Source organism: Achromobacter sp. 1011791174 (assembly GCF_059760925.1).
The window spans coordinates 68,516-87,731 of the sequence record NZ_JCBANH010000010.1; the positions used below are offsets into that span (position 1 = coordinate 68,516).

13 protein-coding genes and 1 pseudogene are annotated in these 19,216 nt (G+C 66.9%); 4 read left to right on the forward strand and 10 right to left on the reverse strand.

From position 1 onward, the window contains the following. Nucleotides 1–47: 47 nt before the first annotated feature. From AC6LJ5_RS05890 to AC6LJ5_RS05935, 10 genes are all read right to left on the reverse strand, one after another. Nucleotides 48–5,561, reverse strand: coding sequence for an autotransporter domain-containing protein (locus tag AC6LJ5_RS05890; protein ID WP_498140035.1), 5,514 nt, complete (start codon nucleotides 5,559–5,561; stop codon nucleotides 48–50). A gap of 404 nt (nucleotides 5,562–5,965) precedes the next feature. Continuing rightward, a complete protein-coding gene (locus tag AC6LJ5_RS05895) occupies nucleotides 5,966–6,379 on the reverse strand; it encodes a RidA family protein (RefSeq protein ID WP_498140036.1) in 414 nt (137 codons plus the stop codon). A 14-nt stretch (nucleotides 6,380–6,393) separates the two neighbouring features. Beyond that, nucleotides 6,394–7,869, reverse strand: a complete 1,476-nt coding sequence (locus AC6LJ5_RS05900; RefSeq protein ID WP_392411242.1) for an N-acyl-D-amino-acid deacylase family protein — start codon at nucleotides 7,867–7,869, stop codon at nucleotides 6,394–6,396. Nucleotides 7,870–7,883: 14 nt separating this feature from the next. Next, nucleotides 7,884–8,759 carry a MurR/RpiR family transcriptional regulator gene (locus tag AC6LJ5_RS05905; RefSeq protein WP_103272892.1) on the reverse strand — a complete coding sequence of 292 codons (876 nt, stop codon included), beginning with the start codon at nucleotides 8,757–8,759 and terminating at the stop codon, nucleotides 7,884–7,886. A gap of 28 nt (nucleotides 8,760–8,787) precedes the next feature. Continuing rightward, a complete protein-coding gene (locus AC6LJ5_RS05910; RefSeq protein WP_233772736.1) occupies nucleotides 8,788–9,849 on the reverse strand; it encodes an ABC transporter ATP-binding protein in 1,062 nt (353 codons plus the stop codon). Next, nucleotides 9,846–10,853: an ABC transporter ATP-binding protein gene (locus tag AC6LJ5_RS05915; protein WP_103272893.1), complete on the reverse strand. Its 1,008-nt coding sequence runs from the start codon at nucleotides 10,851–10,853 to the stop codon at nucleotides 9,846–9,848. The genes AC6LJ5_RS05910 and AC6LJ5_RS05915 overlap by 4 nt, the downstream gene beginning before the upstream one ends. 2 nt (nucleotides 10,854–10,855) lie before the next feature. Then, on the reverse strand, nucleotides 10,856–11,728 hold the full coding sequence (locus AC6LJ5_RS05920) for an ABC transporter permease (RefSeq protein WP_103272894.1): 873 nt from the start codon (nucleotides 11,726–11,728) through the stop codon (nucleotides 10,856–10,858). Between the two features lie 159 nt (nucleotides 11,729–11,887). After that, nucleotides 11,888–12,829, reverse strand: a complete 942-nt coding sequence (locus AC6LJ5_RS05925; RefSeq protein WP_103272895.1) for an ABC transporter permease — start codon at nucleotides 12,827–12,829, stop codon at nucleotides 11,888–11,890. Between the two features lie 83 nt (nucleotides 12,830–12,912). After that, nucleotides 12,913–14,472, reverse strand: coding sequence for an ABC transporter substrate-binding protein (locus AC6LJ5_RS05930; protein ID WP_212314452.1), 1,560 nt, complete (start codon nucleotides 14,470–14,472; stop codon nucleotides 12,913–12,915). Between the two features lie 109 nt (nucleotides 14,473–14,581). Continuing rightward, complete coding sequence (locus AC6LJ5_RS05935) at nucleotides 14,582–15,853, reverse strand: amino acid deaminase (RefSeq protein ID WP_498140037.1); 1,272 nt, start codon at nucleotides 15,851–15,853, stop codon at nucleotides 14,582–14,584. Nucleotides 15,854–16,069: 216 nt separating this feature from the next. On the opposite strand from AC6LJ5_RS05935, the gene AC6LJ5_RS05940 reads away from it, so the two are divergent. The 4 genes and pseudogenes from AC6LJ5_RS05940 to AC6LJ5_RS05955 form a co-directional block, all read left to right on the forward strand. Beyond that, nucleotides 16,070–16,861, forward strand: a complete 792-nt coding sequence (locus tag AC6LJ5_RS05940; protein WP_392411244.1) for a deaminated glutathione amidase — start codon at nucleotides 16,070–16,072, stop codon at nucleotides 16,859–16,861. Nucleotides 16,862–16,924: 63 nt separating this feature from the next. Then, nucleotides 16,925–18,121 carry an AAA family ATPase gene (locus AC6LJ5_RS05945; RefSeq protein ID WP_392411245.1) on the forward strand — a complete coding sequence of 399 codons (1,197 nt, stop codon included), beginning with the start codon at nucleotides 16,925–16,927 and terminating at the stop codon, nucleotides 18,119–18,121. Next, on the forward strand, nucleotides 18,121–18,714 hold the full coding sequence (locus tag AC6LJ5_RS05950) for a DUF4276 family protein (RefSeq protein ID WP_498140038.1): 594 nt from the start codon (nucleotides 18,121–18,123) through the stop codon (nucleotides 18,712–18,714). The genes AC6LJ5_RS05945 and AC6LJ5_RS05950 overlap by 1 nt, the downstream gene beginning before the upstream one ends. A gap of 71 nt (nucleotides 18,715–18,785) precedes the next feature. Continuing rightward, nucleotides 18,786–19,154, forward strand: a pseudogene (locus tag AC6LJ5_RS05955) (AAA family ATPase); the annotation flags it as partial. Nucleotides 19,155–19,216 lie beyond the last annotated feature (62 nt).

The following is a 19,216-nucleotide window of genomic DNA, read 5'->3' on the forward strand; positions in this document are numbered from 1 at the left end:
CCAGACAGCCCCGCGAAGAACCGCGGGGCTGTCTTTTTTCGGGCGACTCAGAAGCGCAGCACGAAGTTCGCCTTGACGCCGTGTTGCCGGGCACCCGAGGCAAGCATGCCGTTGTAGGACAGGCCGACCGTGGCGTTCCTGGCCACGTTCACGTCCACGCCCGCCTCGATCAGCGCGGCATTCCGGGCGATGGGCACGCCCGTCACGGTGTAGGCATTGCCCGCGCTGAACGCCTGCGTGGACGATGGCGTGACATCACCGAAGGCGTGGCGCCAGCCCAGGGTGCCGCGCACGGTGGCTTCCCTGCCGCCCAGCTCGAACCTGGCCGACGAGCGCAGGCCCAGCGTCGAGTAGGTCGTGTGCGTGTCCTGGCGGTCCGCTTGCAGCGCGGCCGCGCCGCCGCTTTCCTTGAAGCGCCCCGTGTCCAGGTTCACATAGGCCAGGTTGACGAACGGCTCGACCGTGACGCGGCCCATGTCGACGCGGTAGCCCAGGTCGCCGAAAACCTGGAAGGTGCCGGCGCTGTAGCTGCTCTTCAAGCTGTCGGAGTAGCCATCGAAGGCGACCCCGCGGCGCGTGCCGATGTCATGCCAGGTGTAGGCCAGGCCGGTGCGCAGCCCGAGCTTGCCGCTGGCCACCTGCCACTGCGTGCCGCCATAAAGGCCCAGATGGTAGTTGTCGCTGGTGCCCGAGGATGAACGGTCGCTGGCGTTGAAGCTGTTGCGGCTGTAGCCGGCGATCGCGCCCAGCCGCCAGCCGGCCACCGGCGCATCCGCGCCCAAGACGAAGCCGCCGATCGAGCGGGTCATGCGCGCGGCGTTGCCGTCGCCGTTGGTGCTGCCCCAGGCGCCGAAGCCCTGCACCCAGGCCACGGGCCGGTTGGCCGTGGGTGCGACCGGAAGCGCGCCGCCATCGCCATAGGCCGCCACCATGGCGGGTGCCGCGCTGGCGTCGCCGAAGGCCGAGCGCAAGCGGTCGGTGGCCGTTTCGCGCAGATAGCGGCTGTCCTCGATCAGCGCGGTCTTGGCCGAAGCGTGGATTTCGCCGGACAGCTGATCGAAGGCGCGGCGGATGGCTGCCGAATCATTGGGCAGCAACGCTACCGCGTCATACATCGGATTGCTGGCCGCCAAGCCGATGCTGTCCACGGCGCCGGCGGCCGCGTTCTGGTTCGGCGTCAGTCCATTCGAGGTGAAGCTGATATTGTTGCGCGTCAGGGTCAGATAGGCGTTGTTGGCATCATAAGTGAGCTTTGGATCGAGGAACGCGAAGTTCGACGTGACGCTGCCGAAGGTGCCAGACAAGCCGCCGTCGGTCGACAGGATCTTGTAGGTCGAGCGCAGCCCATAGTTGCCCGCCTGGCCGATCTGCGCGACCGACCCGCCGCCCAGGGCCGCCGTGCCGGTGGCGTGGATCAGATCGGCGCCACTGCCGGTCGGATCGGTCTGCACGCTGTAACGCGCGCCGTCGTTGAAGGCCAGGTTGCCCTTGACCGTCAGCGTGCCGATGCCGGCATTGCCGGGCGAGACCGTGCCGCCCGAGGTCACCGTCAGGCTGGTCCCGGCGCCGCTGCCCAGCGCGCCGTGGCCGGCCAGCGTGGCGCCGCTTTGTACCGTGACCGCGCCGCCGAGCGCGGCATTGGCATTGCCGCTGCCGGCGCCGATCAGCAGCGTGCCACCGGCGACGGACGTGGCGCCGGTGTAGGCTGAGCTGTCGCCGTTGTAGGTCAGGGTGCCGGCGCCGGTCTTGATGAAGGCGCCCGCGCCGGACAGCGTGCCGCCATAGGCGGCGTCGGCGATCTGGTTGAAGGTCAGCGCGGCGCTGGCGGCGATGTTGGCGTTGCCACTGAATCGTTCGGCCGCGCTGGTCAGCGTGCCAGCCTGCACCGACCAGTTCAGTGCTGAATTGCCGGTCAGCGTGAGATTGCCGGCGCCTTGCTTGACCATGACGCCGCTGACGCCGCCGAGCGCGCCGATGCTGCCGGTGTAGCTGGCATCGGCGGACTGGTCGAACACCGCCGTGGCGGCGTTGCCGATGTTGCCCGAGAACGTGGCGGCGTTGCCGATCAGCGTGCCGGCCTGCACCAGCGTGTTGCCATAGGCATTGCCCACGCCGCGCAATTGCAGCGTGCCGGCGCCGAGCTTGATCAGGTCTGCGGCGCCCGACACGGGTCCGGACAGACCCAGCGTGGTGCCGGCGGCGACGTTGAACTGGCCGTTCTGCGTCAGCGTGACGGCGCGGCCGGTGTCGAAGGTGGCGGTGGTGGCCAGCGTGCCGCCGCTCATGGTGATGCCGCCGGCGGCATCGCCCAGGTTGGCGTCGCTGGAGACTTGCAGCGAGCCGCCGCGCACTTCGGTGCCGCCGTTGTACAGATTGTTGCCCGACAGCACGAGCGTGCCCTGGTCGTCCTTTACCAACAGGCTGGCTCCCGTCAACACCGACGCAATGGTGGCGGTTATGCCGCTGCCGGCCGCGACGCCGTCGCCGACGCGGATGACGGTCTGTCCGCCGGTTCCTCGCAGCGCGATCGGGTCGCCCTGGATACGGTAGCCGTTCGTGGCGAACTGCATGCCGGTTACGCCGATGGCGCCTGCGGACTGGTCCACCGTCACCGTGCCCGCCGCGCCCTGGAACACGGCGAAGGCCAGGTTGTAGATGTTGTTGGGCGTGCCGTTGACTAGGGTCCAGCTGGCATCGCTCACATTGGTACTCCAGACCCCTGAGCCGCCGTTGACCACGCCGTTGTTGTACAGGCCAGGATTGCCGCCGTCCCAGAAACGGAAGGTCTGTCCGCCTGAGTAGACCAGGTTGACCTGGCCCGGCACGGCGGTCTGCACTTCGAGTTGGTTCGCGAGCATGCCGTTGGGTACGCTGCCGATGGTCATCGAGCCGGCATTGCCGATCAAGGAGCCGTTGTAGTTGAACACGCGGTACAGGCCCTGGCCCAACGGGCTCTGCGAACTCACGTTGAGCGTGCCGGCCAGCGTCAGGTTGCCGCCGACATTGGCCAGCGGCGCTTCGACCGCGAAATTGGAGGCGGTCGCATTGTCCAGCGCCAGGTTGCCGCCAACCGTCAACGTCTGCCCTGACTTGCCCGTCAGTACGCCGCCGTTCGAGAAAGTCAGGTCACTGGCAATCGAGCCCGCGCCCATCACGGTGCCAGCGCCGCTGGCGGTCACGTTGCCGCCTTGAGTGCCTTGCACGTTGATTGTCCCGCCGTTGATCACGGCATTGCCGCCCAGCTGGCTGGCCACGACCAGCGAGCCGCCGGACACGGTGGTGGTGCCGGTGAAGCCGGCGCTGTTGCCGGTGTAGGTCAGCGCGCCCGCGCCCGTCTTGGAGACTACGCCCGCGCCGGACATGATGCCGGCATAGGACGCATCGGCGGCCTGGTTGAAGGTCAGGGCGGCGCCGGGCGCGATACTGGTATTGCCGGAAATTGTCGCCGCGTTGCCGATCAGTGTGCCGGCCTGCACCACGGTATTGCGATAGGCATTGGCGGCGCTGCCCAATTGCAGCGTGCCGGCGCCAAGCTTTACCAGGTCGGCATTGCCCGACACGGCGCCTAGCAGGCCCAGAGTGGTGCCTGATGCGACATTGAACTGACCGTCCTGCGTCATGGTGACCGTGCGGTTGGTATCGAAGCTGGCCGTGGTGGCCAGCATGCCGCCGGTCATGGCAATGCCACTGGCGGCATTGCCCAGATTGGCATCGCTGGAAATGCGCAGCGTGCCGGCATGCACGTCGGTGCCGCCGGTGTACAGATTGTTGCCTGACAGCACCAGCGTGCCCAGGTCGTCCTTGATGAGCTGGCTGGCGCCGGTCAGCACGGATGTGATGACCGCCGTCATGCCGCCGCCGGCCGACGTGCCGTCGCCCACGCGGATGGTGCTCTGGCCGGCGGGACCCTGCAGGGCGATGGGGTCGCCCTGGACCTGATAGCCGTCGGTGGCGAACTGCATGCCGGTCACGCCGATGGGGCCGGCGGACTGGTCCACTGTCACCGTGCCGGCCGCAGCCTGGAATACGGCGAAGGAAGGGATCGGCTGGTAAGGGCCGTTGAGCGCGCCGCTGGCGTTGGTCCAGTTGTAGCCGTCGGTGCGCCAGACGCCTGAGCCGCCATCGACGACATTGTTGTTGCGCTGGGCGGCATTGGATCCATCCCAGAAGGTCAGAGGCATGCCAAAGGTCGAGGCCAGGTTGACCTGGCCGATGACCGAGGTCTGGATCATCAGGTTGCTGGGATTCACGCCGGCGGGCAGCGAGCCGAGGACCATGCCGTTATTGGTCAGCGTGCCGCCGTAGTTGAACAGGCGATAGACGCCCGCGCCGAAGCCGCCCTGGTCGGTGACGTTGAGGGTGCCGCCTAGCGTCAGGCCGTTGCCGGCGGAGAATAGCGGCGTGGCGGATGCCGCGCCCAGCGCGACGTTGACGGTGGTGTCGTTGGCCAGATTGATCGCGCCGGAGACAGACAGCGTGCCGCCCTGGTTGCCCGAGAGGATGCCGCCGCTGGTGAAGTTCAGGTTGCCGTTGATGGCGCCGGTTCCGGCCACGCTGCCGGCGCCGCTGGCCGTGGCGTTGCCGTTGAAGCTTCCGGTCACGCTGAACAGGCCATTGTCAACGACGGCGCTCCCGCCCAGTCTGTTGGTCACCACCAGTGTGCCGCCGGATACCGTCGTGGTGCCGGTGAAGGCGGAGCTGTCGCCGGTCAGGTTGGTGGTGCCCGCGATCTGATGGATGCTGTGCGTGCCCGCGCTTGCGGAAGTCACCGTGGGGGCGAAGGCGTAATTCGTCGAGGTGTGGTTGAAGTTGATGGTGGCGGGCGCGCGATTCATCGTGATGCTCGCCGCGTTCAGCGTGCCGGGCGCCATGGCGTCGAGCGGGTTGCTCGAGGCGCCGCCGATATTGAGCGTGGACGACAGTCCGACGTTGGACGCGGATCCCATTGACAGGGTGCCGGCGCCATTCGAGATCGTGACGGCGCCGCCGCTCTGGAGATTGATCGTGCCGGTGCCGAATGTCGTCAGGGTGATGTTGCCGTCGACCTTCCACTCGGATCCGGCGTCGCGGACGGTGACAGCGCCTACGCTGGCCGAACCGTCGCCGACCGCGGTGGAGCCGGGGCCGACGTTCACCTTGCCGCCTTGTTCGATCAACAGGCTGCCCTTGCCGTTGAAGCCCACGTACATGCCGCCGGTCATGGTCCAGCTTGAGCCGGCGCCGCTCACGGTCACCGTGCCGATGGCGGTGCTCCCGTGGCCGATGGAGCCGCGTCCGGGGTTGGTGACGGTGCCGCCATCCGTGATGCTCATGCTGCCGGTGGCGGTGTTGCCTACGTAGATCAGGTTGTTGGCCGCCCATGACGACGAGGGGTTGGGCGAGTGCACGGCGGGCCCGATATTGCCGCTGGTCAGGACGGTGGGCGTTTGCGCTTGGGCGGGGATCCAGGCCTGGGACAGCGCGGCGGCGATTGCAATCGCCAGCTTGCGCGGCGCCAGGGGGACTCGGGGAGGAAAAGAGGGAAATGCCGTGACAACGGGGACTGCGTCGGTTCTGCTCATGGGCGCCGTGTATCGTCCGAGTGACGTGGGCACAAGCACGGGCGTCTGCGGAATCCCTGTTGGCAACGCATGTCGGTGCGCCGCGGACGCAATCCTTGCCTGCGTCAATGCATCCTAATGAGCAAATGATATTTTTTCAATAAATAGAAGTAATTAGTTATTTAAATGATGATTTTTGAAATACAAACTTCGGTTTGATTTTCCATTTATTCCATATCTTCCGTTAACAGTCGTATTCTGTCGGTAAGTGGCGAATTCATGGTAAATCCTGGGAAGTCCTGTGGTTAATTGTCCGATGTGATTTATTAATCAAGTCGGGCGGCTGCGTCGCGTGGCGCGCGTGCCGCCGCGCAAAAGAAGAGGGGCGCCCTGGGCGCCCCATTTACTTACTGGCCTGGTCTATCTCAGGGGCGCTTGTACGCCACGCAATCGATCTCGACCTTGGCGTCCACCATCAGCGGCGACTGCACGCAGGCGCGCGCCGGCGGGTTTTCGCCGAAGTATTCCTTGAACACCTTGTTGAACGACGGGAAGTCGCGCGCGTCGTCCAGCCACACGCCGCAGCGGACCACGTGCTCGGGGCCGTAGCCGGCTTCCTTCAGGATGGCCAGCACCTGCTGGATGGCCTTGTGCGACTGGGCCACGGTGCCGCCCTCGATGACTTCGCCGTTTTCCATGGGGACCTGGCCCGACACGTACAGCCAGCCGTCGGCTGCCACGGCGCGGGCGAAGGGCATGTGCGAGCCGCCCTGGCCGGTGCCGCCGGCCACGCCGTAGCGGGTGATGCCGTTGCTGTCGGTGGTGGAGGAATTGCTCATGATGTGCTCCTTGCTTAGAGAGTGGGAGAGGACGCCGCCGCGAAGCTCGCGCGCAGGTCGCCATTGCGCGGCAGCCAACGGCCGGCGCGTTCGCCGGTGGGCTGCCCGTGTAGATAGGACAGGGCGCCGTTGACCCAGACCGCCTCGATGCCGGCCGCCGCCTGGACGGGATCGGCGAAGGTGGCGCGGTCGATCACGGTGTCCGGATTGAACAGCACCACGTCGGCGTGATAGCCCTCGCGGATCAGGCCGCGTCCGGCCAGGCCATAGCGCGCGGCCGACAGGCCGGTCATCTTGTGCACCGCCTGGTTCAGCGGGAACAGGCCGGCGTCGCGGCTGTAGTGGCCGAGCACGCGCGGGAAGGCGCCCCACAGCCGGGGATGCGGCTTGGGATCGTTGGGCAGGCCGTCCGAGCCCACCATCGTGAGCGGATGCGACAGCACGCGCCGCACGTCGTCTTCGTGCATGTTGTGGTAGACGGCGCCGGCCGGTTGCAGGCGTCTGGCCGCTTCCAGCAGCGTCACGTTCCAGTCGGCGGCGATTTCGGCCAGCTTGCGCCCGGCCTGGTCCGGATGTGGCGCCGACCAGTTGATGATGATGTCGAACTCGTCCGTGACCTGCTTCAGGTCCAGCGTGGACGAGCTGGCGGAATAGGGATAGCAATCGCAGCCCACGCGCTGCATCTTGCCGGCGTTCTCCAGCTTGAACAGCACTTCCTTCGTGCGGCCCCAGTTGCCGGCGCCGGCGCATTTCAGGTGCGACACCACCACCGGCACGCGCGCGTGCAGGGCGATGTCGAACGCTTCCTGCATGGCTTCCAGGATGGCGGCGAACTCCGAGCGCAGGTGCGTGGTGTAGAGCGCGCCGAACTCGTCCAGCGCCTCGGCCAGCAGTTTGACCTCTTCGGTGTCGGCCTCGATGGCCGAGCCGTAGGCCAGGCCGGTGCTCAGGCCGATGGCGCCGTGCGCCAGCGCCTCACGCAGCTGCTCGCGCATGGCCAGGACTTCGTCGCGGGTGGCGCTGCGGTCCAGCCGGTCCATGTGGTTGTTGCGCAGGGCGGTGTGGCCCACCAGCGCCGCCACGTTCACCGCCGGCTGCGCGGCCTCGATGGCGCGGGTGTAGTCGGCGAAGCTGGGATAGCTGAAATCCTCGCGCGCGCCCAGCAGGTTCATGGGATCCGGCGGCTCGCCGCGCAGCGAGACGGGCGAGGCGCTGATGCCGCAATTGCCCACCACCACCGTGGTCACGCCCTGCGAGAGCTTGGGCAGCATGCCCGGCGTGCGGATGACGTTGGTGTCGTCGTGCGTGTGCACGTCGATGAAACCCGGCGCCAGCGCCAGGCCGTCGCCGTCGACCACGTGCCGCGCCTGGGCGCCGGGCAGCTCGCCGATGGCCGCGATGCGTCCGCCTTCCAGCGCCACGCTGGCGCGGTATTCGGCCTGGCCGCTGCCGTCCAGCACGCGCACGTCGCGTATGAGAGTGTCAAACATCTTCTGTTCCAGGTTCAATCGCCCAGCGGCAGCCGGTTCGGGCCGCCGCGGTAGCCGTCCAGCGCCAGCTTGATGCGGCGCAGGCGTTCACGGTTTTCTTCTTGATGCAGCATGGCCAGTTCGGTGGCCAGCAGGTCGATCGCCAGCATCATGGCGTAGCGCGAGGCCGAGGGCTTGTAGATGAAGTCGGTCTCGTCGGTGCGGATCGGCAGCACCACGTCGGCCATCTCCGCCAGCGGCGAGGTCGCGTCGGTGATGGCGACGATGCGGGCGCGGTACTGCTTGACGATGCGCGCCGCGCCCAGGATCTCGGGCGTCAGGCCCGAGGCCGACAGGATCAGCACCGCGTCGCGCTCGTCCAGCGTGGCCGCGACCATGCGCAGCAGCACCGCGTCGGTGTAGACCGCGATGGGATAGCCCAGCCGCACCAGCCGCGACTGCACTTCCTGCGCCAGCACGGCGGACGCGCCGCCCATGCCGAACACGTAGATCATGCGCGCCTCGTGCGCGATGGCCGTGGCCTGGCCGAACAGTTGCTCGGTGAAGGTCGGCAGGTGCGCGCGCAGCGTGCTTTCGATATCGGCGTAGATGCGTGCGTAGAACGTGCTTTCCTCGGCCGGCGCGGTGGGGTCCAGGAAGCGGCTGCCCACGGTGCTGGCCTGGGCCAGCTTCATCTTCAGGTCGCGGGTGTCTTCGCAGCCCACCGTGCGGGCGAAGCGCGAGATCGTGGCGATGCTGACGCTGGCCTTGGCGGCCAGCTGGTCGACCGTGGCGCTGGCGCTCCAGATGATGTTGTCCAGGATGGCGTCGGCGACCTTGCGCTCGGTGACGCTCAGGTCGTCGCGCCGGCTGCGTATCTGGAAAACGATGTCGCGGATGTTGTTCTTCATGGGAAGGGTCCTGGATCGGGGGCGCAGTCTAGGCCGCCAGCTCGGGATCTCCGAGGCGGATACAGGCCACATGATGCCCCGGGCCGACATTGGCCGCCGGCGGCAGCGGCGCGGCGCAGGCCTCGGTCGCGTGCGGACAGCGGGTGCGGAACACGCAGCCCGACGGCGGGTTGACCGGGCTGGGAATGTCGCCCTTGAGCAGGATGCGCGAGCGCGGCGCGCGCGGGTCCGGCACCGGCGCGGCCGACAGCAGGGCGCGAGTATAGGGGTGGCGCGGCCGGGCGTATACCTCGCTGGTGGGGCCACGTTCCATCACGCGGCCCAGGTACATCACCACGACTTCGTCGCACAGGTAGTCCACCACCGCCAGGTCGTGGGCCACGAACAGCATGGTCAGGCCCAGGTCGCGCTGCAGGTCCTGCAGCAGGTTCAGCACCTGCGCCTGGACCGATACGTCCAGCGCCGAGACCGGCTCGTCGGCCACGATGAAGTCCGGCTCCACCGCCAGCGCGCGGGCGATGCCGATGCGCTGGCGCTGGCCGCCCGAGAACTCGTGCGGATAGCGGCGCGCGTGGTCGGCGTTCAGGCCGACGCGTTCGAGCAGTTCGCCGATGCGGGCCGCGCGGCGGTTCTGCGCCAGCTTGTGCGTGTCCAGCGCCTCGCCCAGGATCTCGGACACCGTCATGCGCGGGTTGAGGCTGGCGTAGGGATCCTGGAACACGATCTGCATGCGGCGGCGCCACGGCAGCATCTGCTTTTCACTGAGGTTCGTGATGTCCTGGCCGTCGAACAGGATGCGGCCGGCGGTCGGCGCGAACAGGCGCAGCAGCGCGCGGCCGGTGGTGGTCTTGCCCGAGCCAGACTCGCCGACCAGGCCGACGATGGTGTTGCGCGGCACGTCGAAGGTGACGCCGTCCACCGCCTTGACCATGGGCGCGTTGCGCGACTGCGAGGTCGGGAAATGGACCTTCAGTTCTTCGATGCGCACCAGCGGATCCGCGGCGCGGACGACGGGCTGGCGCGAGCGGCCGGCGGCGGCCGGCTCCAGGGCCGGCGTCGCGGGAATCTCGTTCTGGGGGAGGGCGTTCATAGCGGAGTCACCTTGATGCAGCGCGCACGGTGCTCGGGCTGCACCGGAATCAGTTCGGGCACGTCGCGGCGGCAGCTGTCGTCGGCCTGCGGGCAGCGCGGCGCGAAGGTACAGCCGGCCGGCAGCGACAGCACGCTGGGCACGTTGCCGGGAATCGCGCGCAGCCGTTCGCCCGAGGCCAGCAGGGCGGCGGTGGGCAGGCAGGACAGCAGGCCGCGCGTGTACGGATGCGTGGGCTTCTCGAACAGATCGTAGACGCCCGCGTCCTCGACCACGCGGCCGGCGTACATCACCGCCACGCGGTGCGCGATCTCGGCCACCACGCCCAGGTTGTGGGTAATGAACAGGATGCTCATGTTCATCTCTGCCTGCAGGCGGCGCAGCAGGTCCAGGATCTGCGCCTGCACGGTCACGTCCAGCGCGGTGGTCGGCTCGTCGGCGATCAGCACCGCCGGGTTGCAGGCCAGGGCCAGCGCGATCATCACGCGCTGGCGCATGCCGCCGGACATCTGGTGCGGGTACTCGTTGACGCGGCGCTCGGCCGCCGGAATCTCGACGCGCTCCAGCATTTCGCGGGCGCGGCGCAGGGCGTCGGCGCGCGAGCCGCCCTCGTGCAGCAGAATGGCCTCGGCGATCTGGTCGCCCACCGTGTACAGCGGGTTCAGGCTGGTCATGGGCTCCTGGAAGATCATGGCGATCTCGGCGCCACGGATGCGCCGCAGCGTGGCGGGCGTGGCCCGCGCCAGGTCATGCTCCTGGCCCTTGCGGTCGCGGAAGCGGATCTTGCCGGCCTCGATGCGGCCCGCGGGCTTGGGCAGCAGGCCCATGATGGACAGGCTGGTCACGGATTTGCCGGAACCGGACTCGCCCACGATGGCCAGGGTTTCGCCGCGGGCCAGGTCGAAGGTGACGCCGTCCACGGATTTGGCCACGCCGTCGCGGCTGTGGAACCAGGTCTTGAGTCCTTCAACGGACAGCACGACGTCTCGGGTGCTTGCCGACATGATCAAAGCTCCTTGCGCAGGCGCGGGTCCAGCACGTCGCGCAGGCCGTCGCCGACCAGCTGCAGCGACAGCACCGAAAGAATGATGGCGATGCCGGGGAATATCATGATCCAGTCGGCCGAGCCCATGTACTGCTGGCCGGCGTTGATCATGGTGCCCCAGGTGGGAATGTCGGGCGATACGCCCACGCCCAGGAACGACAGGCCGGCTTCGGCCAGGATCGCGTAGGCGAAGATGAAGGTGCCCTGCACCAGGATGGGCGACACCAGGTTGCGCAGCACGTGCACGCTGATGATGCGCCAGGTCGGCACACCCAGCGCGCGCGCGGCCTCCACGAAGGGCAGCTCGCGGATCACCAGCGTCGAGGCGCGCACGATGCGGGCAAGGCGCGGCGTGTACACGATGCCCAGCGCGATCACCACGTTGGTCAGCGACGGACCCAGCGCGGCCACCAGCGAGATCGCCAGCAGGATGTCCGGGAAGGCCATCATGGCGTCGATCACGCGCGAGACGATCTTGTCGGCCGAGCGGAAGAAGCCGGCGACCAGGCCCAGCGCGATGCCCAGCACGCTGGACAGCACCACCACCGAGAAGCCCACCGTCAGCGACAGCCGGCCGCCGTGGATCACGCGGCTGAATACGTCGCGGCCGAAGTCGTCGGTGCCGAACCAGTGCGCGGCGCCGGGCGCCTTGAGCCGGTTCATGATGGACAGCTTCATGGGGTCGTAGGGGCTGACCCAGGGGGCCAGCAGCGCGGCGCCGATCAGCACGATCAGCACGATCAGGCTGATCAGCACGGTCTTGCGCGAAACCAGCAGGCGCAGCACCTGCCAGCGGTCCGCGCCGCCGGGAGTTGCGGTAATTGCATTCGTCATATCAGTGCTCCAAAACGCCACGCGTTGCCGACAACGCACGAGAGGATGCAGCCCCATCGGGATGCCGCGGAGCCGGCTTTGCCGGTCCGCCGGCATGCCCCCTCGAGGGGGAAGCGCGCAGCGCTGCGGGGGTGGGCCTCCATCGGGGGTGGGCCTCCATCAATAGCGGACGCGGGGGTCCACCAGTAGGTACAGCAGGTCGATGAACAGATTGATCAGCACGTAGATCGCCGCGATGATCAGCAGCGCGCCCTGGATCACCGGGTAGTCGCGCCGCAACACCGCCGACACCACCAGGCTGCCCACGCCGGGCAGGCCGAACACGGTTTCGGTCACGACCGCGCCGCTGATCAGCAGCGCCGTGGTCAGGCCCAGCACCGTCAGGATGGGGATAAGCGCGTTGCGCACCGCGTGCTTGAGGATCACCTGGCCTTCCGGCAGGCCCTTGGCGCGGGCGGTGCGCACGTAGTCGTCGCGCAGCACGTCCAGCATGCTGGCGCGGATGAAGCGGGTGATCAGCGCCGAGTTCACCAGGCCCAGCACCACCGCCGGCAGGATCAGGTGCGACAGCCGCGTCGCCAGCGAGGCGTCCGGGCCGCCGTAGCCGGCCACGGGCAGCCAGCCCAGCTTCACCGAGAAGACCTGCATCAGCAACAGGCCCAGCCAGAAGCTGGGCACGCTGGAGGTGAACATCGAGAACGACAGCACCGACTGGTCCAGCGTGGTGCCGCGCTTGACCGCGGACAGGATGCCCACCGGCAGCGCGATGGCGCTGGCGATGATGAGCGACATCAGCGTCAGCAGCAGCGTGGGTTCGGCGCGGTCGGCCAGCGCCGACAGCACAGGCTTGTTCATGAAGATGGATTGCCCCAGGTCGCCCTGGACCAGCTTGCCCAGCCAGCTCACGTACTGCACGGCGAAGGGCTGGTCCAGTCCGAGCTGCGCGCGCAGCGCGTCGATGTCCTGCTGGCTGGCCTGGGGGCCCAGCATGACGGCGGCCGGATCGCCCGGCGTGATGCGGATGATCACGAACACGATGGTCGCGACGATGAACATCACGGCCACCAGCCCGACCAGCCGGTTCAAGAGATAACGCAACACGATGGTGTCCTAGATCAAGGCGAAAACTCGGGGCATTCCTGCAAGGGGCGGGGCCCCGATCGGCCCGCCGCCCCGCGCGTTGCTTACTTGGCGCTCTTCCAGGCATTCCAGAAGAACGGCCACGGCGCCGGCTTGGTGCCCTGCAGCGACGGCGAGCGCGCGCCCTGGGCGTTGAAGTCCCCGACCTTGATGAAGGGGATCTCGTCATACACGGCCTGCTGCACGTCGGCCCAGCGCTTGACGCGTTCTTCCTGGGTGCGCGCCTGGTTGTACGCGTCCATGACCTGGGCGCGGCGCGGCGTGTCCCACCAGCCCGGCGCGTCCTTGGACGGGAAGTCGATCAAGGCGGGTTCGGGCAGGAACACGCTGTGGGTGATGAAGATGTCCCACACGGCCGGATCCTGGCGGCGCTGCGTCAGCGTGGCCCAGTCCACCACCTGCATGTCCACCGTGAAGCCGGCGGCCTTCAGGTACTCGGCGGCGACCAGCGCCATCTTGTAGTGGAACTCGTACTGCTGGCTGGTCAGGATGCGGATCTTCTTGTCGGCGACGTTGGCGCCGTCCAGCAGCTTCTTGGCGGCGGCGGTGTCGGCCTTGTTGTAGACCTTGCCGCCCAGCGACGTGGCCCAGGGGTAGCCCTCGGGGTACAGGTCGCCGTTGAGCTTGTAGAACTCCTTGTTGCCGAAGGCGGCGAACAGCATGTCTTCTTCGTTCAGCGCCAGCTGCACGGCCTGGCGCACGGCCAGGTTGGACATGATGCCCTGCTTGGTGTTGAGCACCAGGCGCGGCCAGCCGAAAGGCTTGAGCATGACCGGATCGGAGCGGCCGCCCTTGAGCTTGTCCAGCGATTCCACCGGCAGCGAGTCGACGTAGTCGAACTGGCCGGCCACGGCGGCTTCGGTGCGGGTGTTGGCGTTGCTCACCGGCACGAAGCGGATTTCGTCCAGGTACTGCTTGCGGGCGCCGCCGTAGCCGTCGGGCTCGCCTTCGCGCTGCTTGTAGCCGTCGAAGCGCACCAGCTGGATGTACTGGTCCGGCACGCGCGCCTTGAGTTGGTAAGGACCGGTGCCGACGATCTCGGTCAGGACCGGGGCGATCTTGCCCTTGGGCATGATGACGGCGGCGGCGTTGTTCATGGCCAGCAGCGCGGTCAGCGGCGAGTAGGGCTGCTTGAGCGTGATGCGGATGGTGTTGGCGTCGGGCGCCTCGATGCTGGAGATGACCTTGGCCGCGCCCTTGCCGCGCGTGGCGGTTTCGGTCCAACGCTTGAGCGAGGCCAGCACGTCGGACGAATCCATCTTCGAGCCGTCGTGGAAGGTGATGCCCTGGCGCAGCGGAATCGTGTAGACCAGGCCGTCGGCGCTGATCTCGGGCATCTTGTCGGCCAGCAGCGGGGTCAGGTTCCACTGGGCGTCGAAGGTGTACAGCGTTTCGAAGAAATGCTGCGTCAGGATGCCGACCAGATCGGCGGTGCTGCTCATCGGATCCAGCGTCGGCGGCTCGCCGATGGTGGCGACCGAGATCGTGCCTCCCTTGACCGGCGTCGGGGCGCTGAAGGCAGGGGCGGACAGGGTGGTCAAGCCGATGGCGCCGGCCAGCAGCAGGCGTTGCAGCCCGCCGCGCCGGGAGGTGCGGAAGTTCATGTCTCTCTCCAGAGGGTCAAAAACAGGTGTCGCGTGATTCAGGAAAGCGCCGGGCCGTCCCAAGTTTTTCCCCCTTGGGGGCCTGGCGCATTACCGCAGGGGGCGCTTCTTAGAAAAATGTTTCCGCGACGTCGATGACGCGGTACTGCTCGTCCACCAGCAGGACCTGGCGCCACTTGTCGAACGTCAGGCAGGGATGGGAGATATCGAAGGCGATCATGTCGCCGACCTGGATGTCGTCGCCTTCGCTGATCTGCATGAAGGCATGCTGATCCATCATGGCCGTCAGCTTCCAGTGCGCCGGGGCGGCGCCGGGGGCGGCCTGGCCGGGACGGTAGCGCTGGGCCGGCGTGGGCAGGCCGGCGTCGAAAGCGGCGTCGCGCTTGCCCAGCGCGATGATGGCGCGGCCCGGCTCGGGCAGCGATTGCACATAGGCCCAGACCTGCAGCGCGGGTTGCAGGCCCGGATCCATCTTGCGGGCCACGGGGTTGTGCGCGTTGATGCGCTCGGCGGCCGAGCGGTAGACGCCCACGTCGTGCGACAGGTAGCAACCGGGGCGCAGCACCACGTCCAGCGGCGCGCTGATATCCAGGTTCGAGAATTCCTCGGCCACCACGTCGAACCAGGCCGAGCCGGCGCCGGAGATCAGTGCCGGGCCGTTCTTGCGCAGGCGGCCCGCTTCGGCCAGGCCGCGCAGCGCGCCGGTGGCGCGGCGCAGGAAGGCGCGGATGGCCTGTTCTTCCTGCAGCACGCCCTCGTAGACTTCGATGCCGGCCAGGGCCAGCGCGGGCCAGCGGGCGATCTCGTCGGCCACCGCCTGGAATTGCGCGTCGTCGCGCACGCCGGTGCGGCCGCCGGCCGGGCCCAGCTCGATCAGCACGGGCAGCGTCAGGCCCTGTTCGCCGAAGTAGGCGCCCAGGTGGGCGGCATTGGCCGGCGAATCGATGATGCAGAAATAGGTGAAGTCCGGATCCTGGCGCAGGATGCGGGCGATGATGGCCATGTTGGCGCGGCCCACCAGCTGGTTGGCCATCAGCACGCGGCGGATGCCGTGGTTGTGCGCGGCCTGCACCTGGGGCGCGTTCGCCAGCGTGATGCCCCAGGCGCCGCCGTCGATCTGGCGCTGGAACAGGGCCGGGCTCATGGTGGTCTTGCCGTGCGGCGCCAGCTTGACGCGGTAGGCTTCCATGAAGCGCTGCATCCATTGCAGGTTGTGGCGCACGCGGGCTTCGTACAGCACGGCGGCCGGCAGGCTGACGTCCTCGGCCAGCAGATTCCAGCCCAGGTCCGCCACGCCGGCGGTGGTACAGGAAGCCGGGAAGGCGCCGAGGCCTTTGCCGTTCACGTCCAGGGGGGCTGCGGGGAAGGTGGGGATGCTCATGGCGCTGGCGGGTCTTGGTGGACAGTCTTGGAAAATATTTACGGGAAATCCGTTTTTTTTCATTATCGTGAAAGAAATTTACAAGCGGGAGCTGGGGGTTTCCCTAAGACGCCCGTCTCGGGGCGGAAGGCGCGACAATGGAGGGCCGCGCAGCCGCGCAGGCATCGCCCGCCAGGGCGTCACCGCCCGGCCGCCACTCCGTTTCGAGGAAAAACCATGCTGAAAGTCGCCTTGGGCCAGTTCGCCGTCAGCCGCGTCTGGGAAGAAAACGCCCAGGTCTGCGAGGACCTGATGCGGCGCGCCCGCGAGGCCGGCGCCGGCCTGCTGATCCTGCCGGAAGGCATCCTGGCCCGCGACATCACCGACCCGCAGATCGTGCTCAAGGCGGCCCAGCCGCTGGACGGCCCCTTCGTGTCCCGCCTGCTCGCCGCCAGCCGGGGCTCGCGGCTGGCCACCCTGTTCTGCGTGCACGTGCCCACGGGCGACGGCCGCGTCTGGAATACCCTGGTCACGCTGCGTGACGGCGAGATCATTTCCGAGTACCGCAAGCTGCACCTGTACGACGCCTTCAACATGAAGGAATCGACCAACGTCACGCCGGGCGACCGGATCCCGCCGCTGCTGGAGATCGACGGCCTGAAAATCGGACTGATGACCTGCTACGACGTGCGCTTCCCGGAAATGGCCCGCCGCCTGGCGCTGGACGGCGCCGACCTGCTGGCGCTGCCGGCGGCCTGGGTGCGCGGTTCGCTCAAGGAAAACCACTGGGAAGTGCTGGTGACGGCGCGGGCGCTGGAAAACACCTGCTACGTTGCCGCTACCGGCGAGTGCGGCGAGCGCAACATCGGCCGCAGCATGGTGGTGGATCCGCTGGGCGTGGTGACGGCCAGCGCGGGCGAGGGGCCGGCGCTGGTGGTCGCCGAGATCGATCCCGAGCGGCTGGCGCACGCGCGCAAGGTGCTGCCGGTGCTGGCCAACCGCCGCTTCGCGGCGCCGGAGCTGGCCTAGAGCGGCCGATGCGCCAGCGTCATTGAATCAGCAATCCATCAAACGTTGTTCCAGGCATAGCCCATGCAAATCGAATCCATCGCCATCAAGAACTATCGGCTTTTCCGCGATACGAAGCTGGAGAACATTCCTCGGCTTTGTGTGCTCGTCGGCGCCAACGGCACCGGCAAGTCGACCTTGTTCGATGTGTTTTCGTTTCTCAAGGATGCCTTGTCCATGAATGTGGCCAAGGCGCTTGCCAAGCGCGGGGGATACCGCGAGGTGGCAAGTCGGGGCTGCGCTGACGAGCCTATCGAAATCACGCTGCAGTTCCGGTTGGAAATCACCGGCCGTGAACGGCTTGTGACCTATGTGCTCAGGATTTCCCGGGACGAGGATGGCAAACCGTTCGTCGAGCGCGAGGTGCTGCGCTATAAACGCGGCGCCTATGGCGCGCCGTTCCGGTTCCTGGATTTTTCAGCCGGGAAAGGCTATGCCATCACGAACGAAGAGGACTTCTCCCTGCCGGACGAGGAATTGACGCGCGAGGAGCAAGCTTTGGACGCGCCCGACATTCTTGCCATCAAGGGATTGGGGCAATTCGAGCGCTTCAAGGCTGCCAGCGCGTTTCGCTTGATGATCGAAAATTGGCATATTTCCGACTTTCATGTCTCCGAGGCGCGTCCCAGCCAGGAAGAGGGTTTTGCCGAGCATCTTTCCACCAGGGGCGACAATCTTCCCTTGGTGGCCAATTACCTGTTCGAGCATCATCGCGACCGCTTTGATCGCGTGCTGCTCGCCATGCAACGCCGTGTTCCCGGCGTATCGGTGGTGGAACCCAAGCAGACCGAGGACGGCCGGTTGGTGCTCCGCTTCCAGGATGGCAGCTTCAAGGATCCTTTCATCGCTCGCCACGTGTCGGATGGCACGATCAAGATGTTTGCCTATCTGGTGCTGCTCAATGATCCAAAGCCCTATCCGTTGCTGGCCGTTGAGGAGCCCGAGAATCAGCTCTACCCTGAACTGCTTCCCGAATTGGCCGAGGAATTCCGCGACTATGCCGAGCGTGGCGGGCAAGTCTTCATATCGACTCATTCTCCGGATTTCCTCAACGCGTTGACGCTCGACGAGATCTATTGCCTGCGCAAGGACCAGGGGTTCACCGCCATTACGCGGGCCAGCGATTCCGAAAACCTGAGATCGTTGTTCGAGGCGGGAGATTTGCCCGGCTATCTGTGGAAGCAAGGGCTGTTCGAGGGACTCAACAAGGACGTGAGCTGATGCAGGGTCGTATTGTCTTCTTGCTTGAAGAACCTTCAATGCGGGTCTTGCTGGATGATTGGCTTCCGCGTCTTTTCCCGGGATGGGTGGATGGTCAGCAGTTTTTATGCATACCGCATGAAGGCAAGAGCGACCTGGATCGCAGCATTGCGCGAAAGTTGGCTGCCTGGCGCATTCCCGGGGACCATTTCGTCGTCCTGCGGGACAACGACGGCGCCGATTGCATAGCAGTGAAAAGTCGCTTGCAAGCGTTATGCGTCCAAGGTGGTCGGCCTGAAACGATGGTGCGCCTGGTTTGCCAGGAGCTTGAGGGTTGGTATCTGGGAGACCTGGCCGCGTTGGCCGCAGCCTTTGACGAGCCAAAGGTGGATACCCCGGCGCATCGCAAGCGTTTCAAGGATCCCGATGCTTGGCAAAAACCGTCCGTTGAAGTCAAACGGCTGGTTCCGACTTTTCAAAAGATGGGGGGCGCACGCGCCATGGCCCGCCATCTGTCCCAGGAAAACAATGGATCCCACAGCTTGAGGGTCTTCGTGACGGGCTTGCGCGGTCTCGCTGAAGGCTTGGGGTACCAGGGCACGGCGACTCGTTAGGCGGTGGCCGGTATCCTGCCGTGGTGTAATGCTGTCTTGAAACCCTTGCCTTATTCCCCCATCTGCTGCCAATGAGCAACGATCTCTTCGCGGCCGATCCTGCCCATCGGCCTTACGTGCCCCTGGCCGAGCGCCTGCGTCCGCGCACGCTGGCCGACGTGGTCGGGCAGTCGCACCTGCTGGGCCCGGACAAGCCGCTGCGCGTGGCCTTCGAATCGGGCCGGCCGCATTCCATGATCTTCTGGGGGCCGCCCGGCGTGGGCAAGACCACGCTGGCGCGCCTGATGGCCGACGGCTTCGATGCCCAGTTCATCGCCATTTCCGCCGTGCTGGGCGGCGTCAAGGACATCCGCGACGCCGTCACCGTGGCGCAGGTGGCGCAGGGGCAGGGACGGCGCACCATCCTGTTCGTGGACGAGGTGCACCGCTTCAACAAGGCAGTAAAGCTCCATTGAAATCAATGACTTACGAGGTTGTTTGTGCAACTTCTTGTGCGTCACAC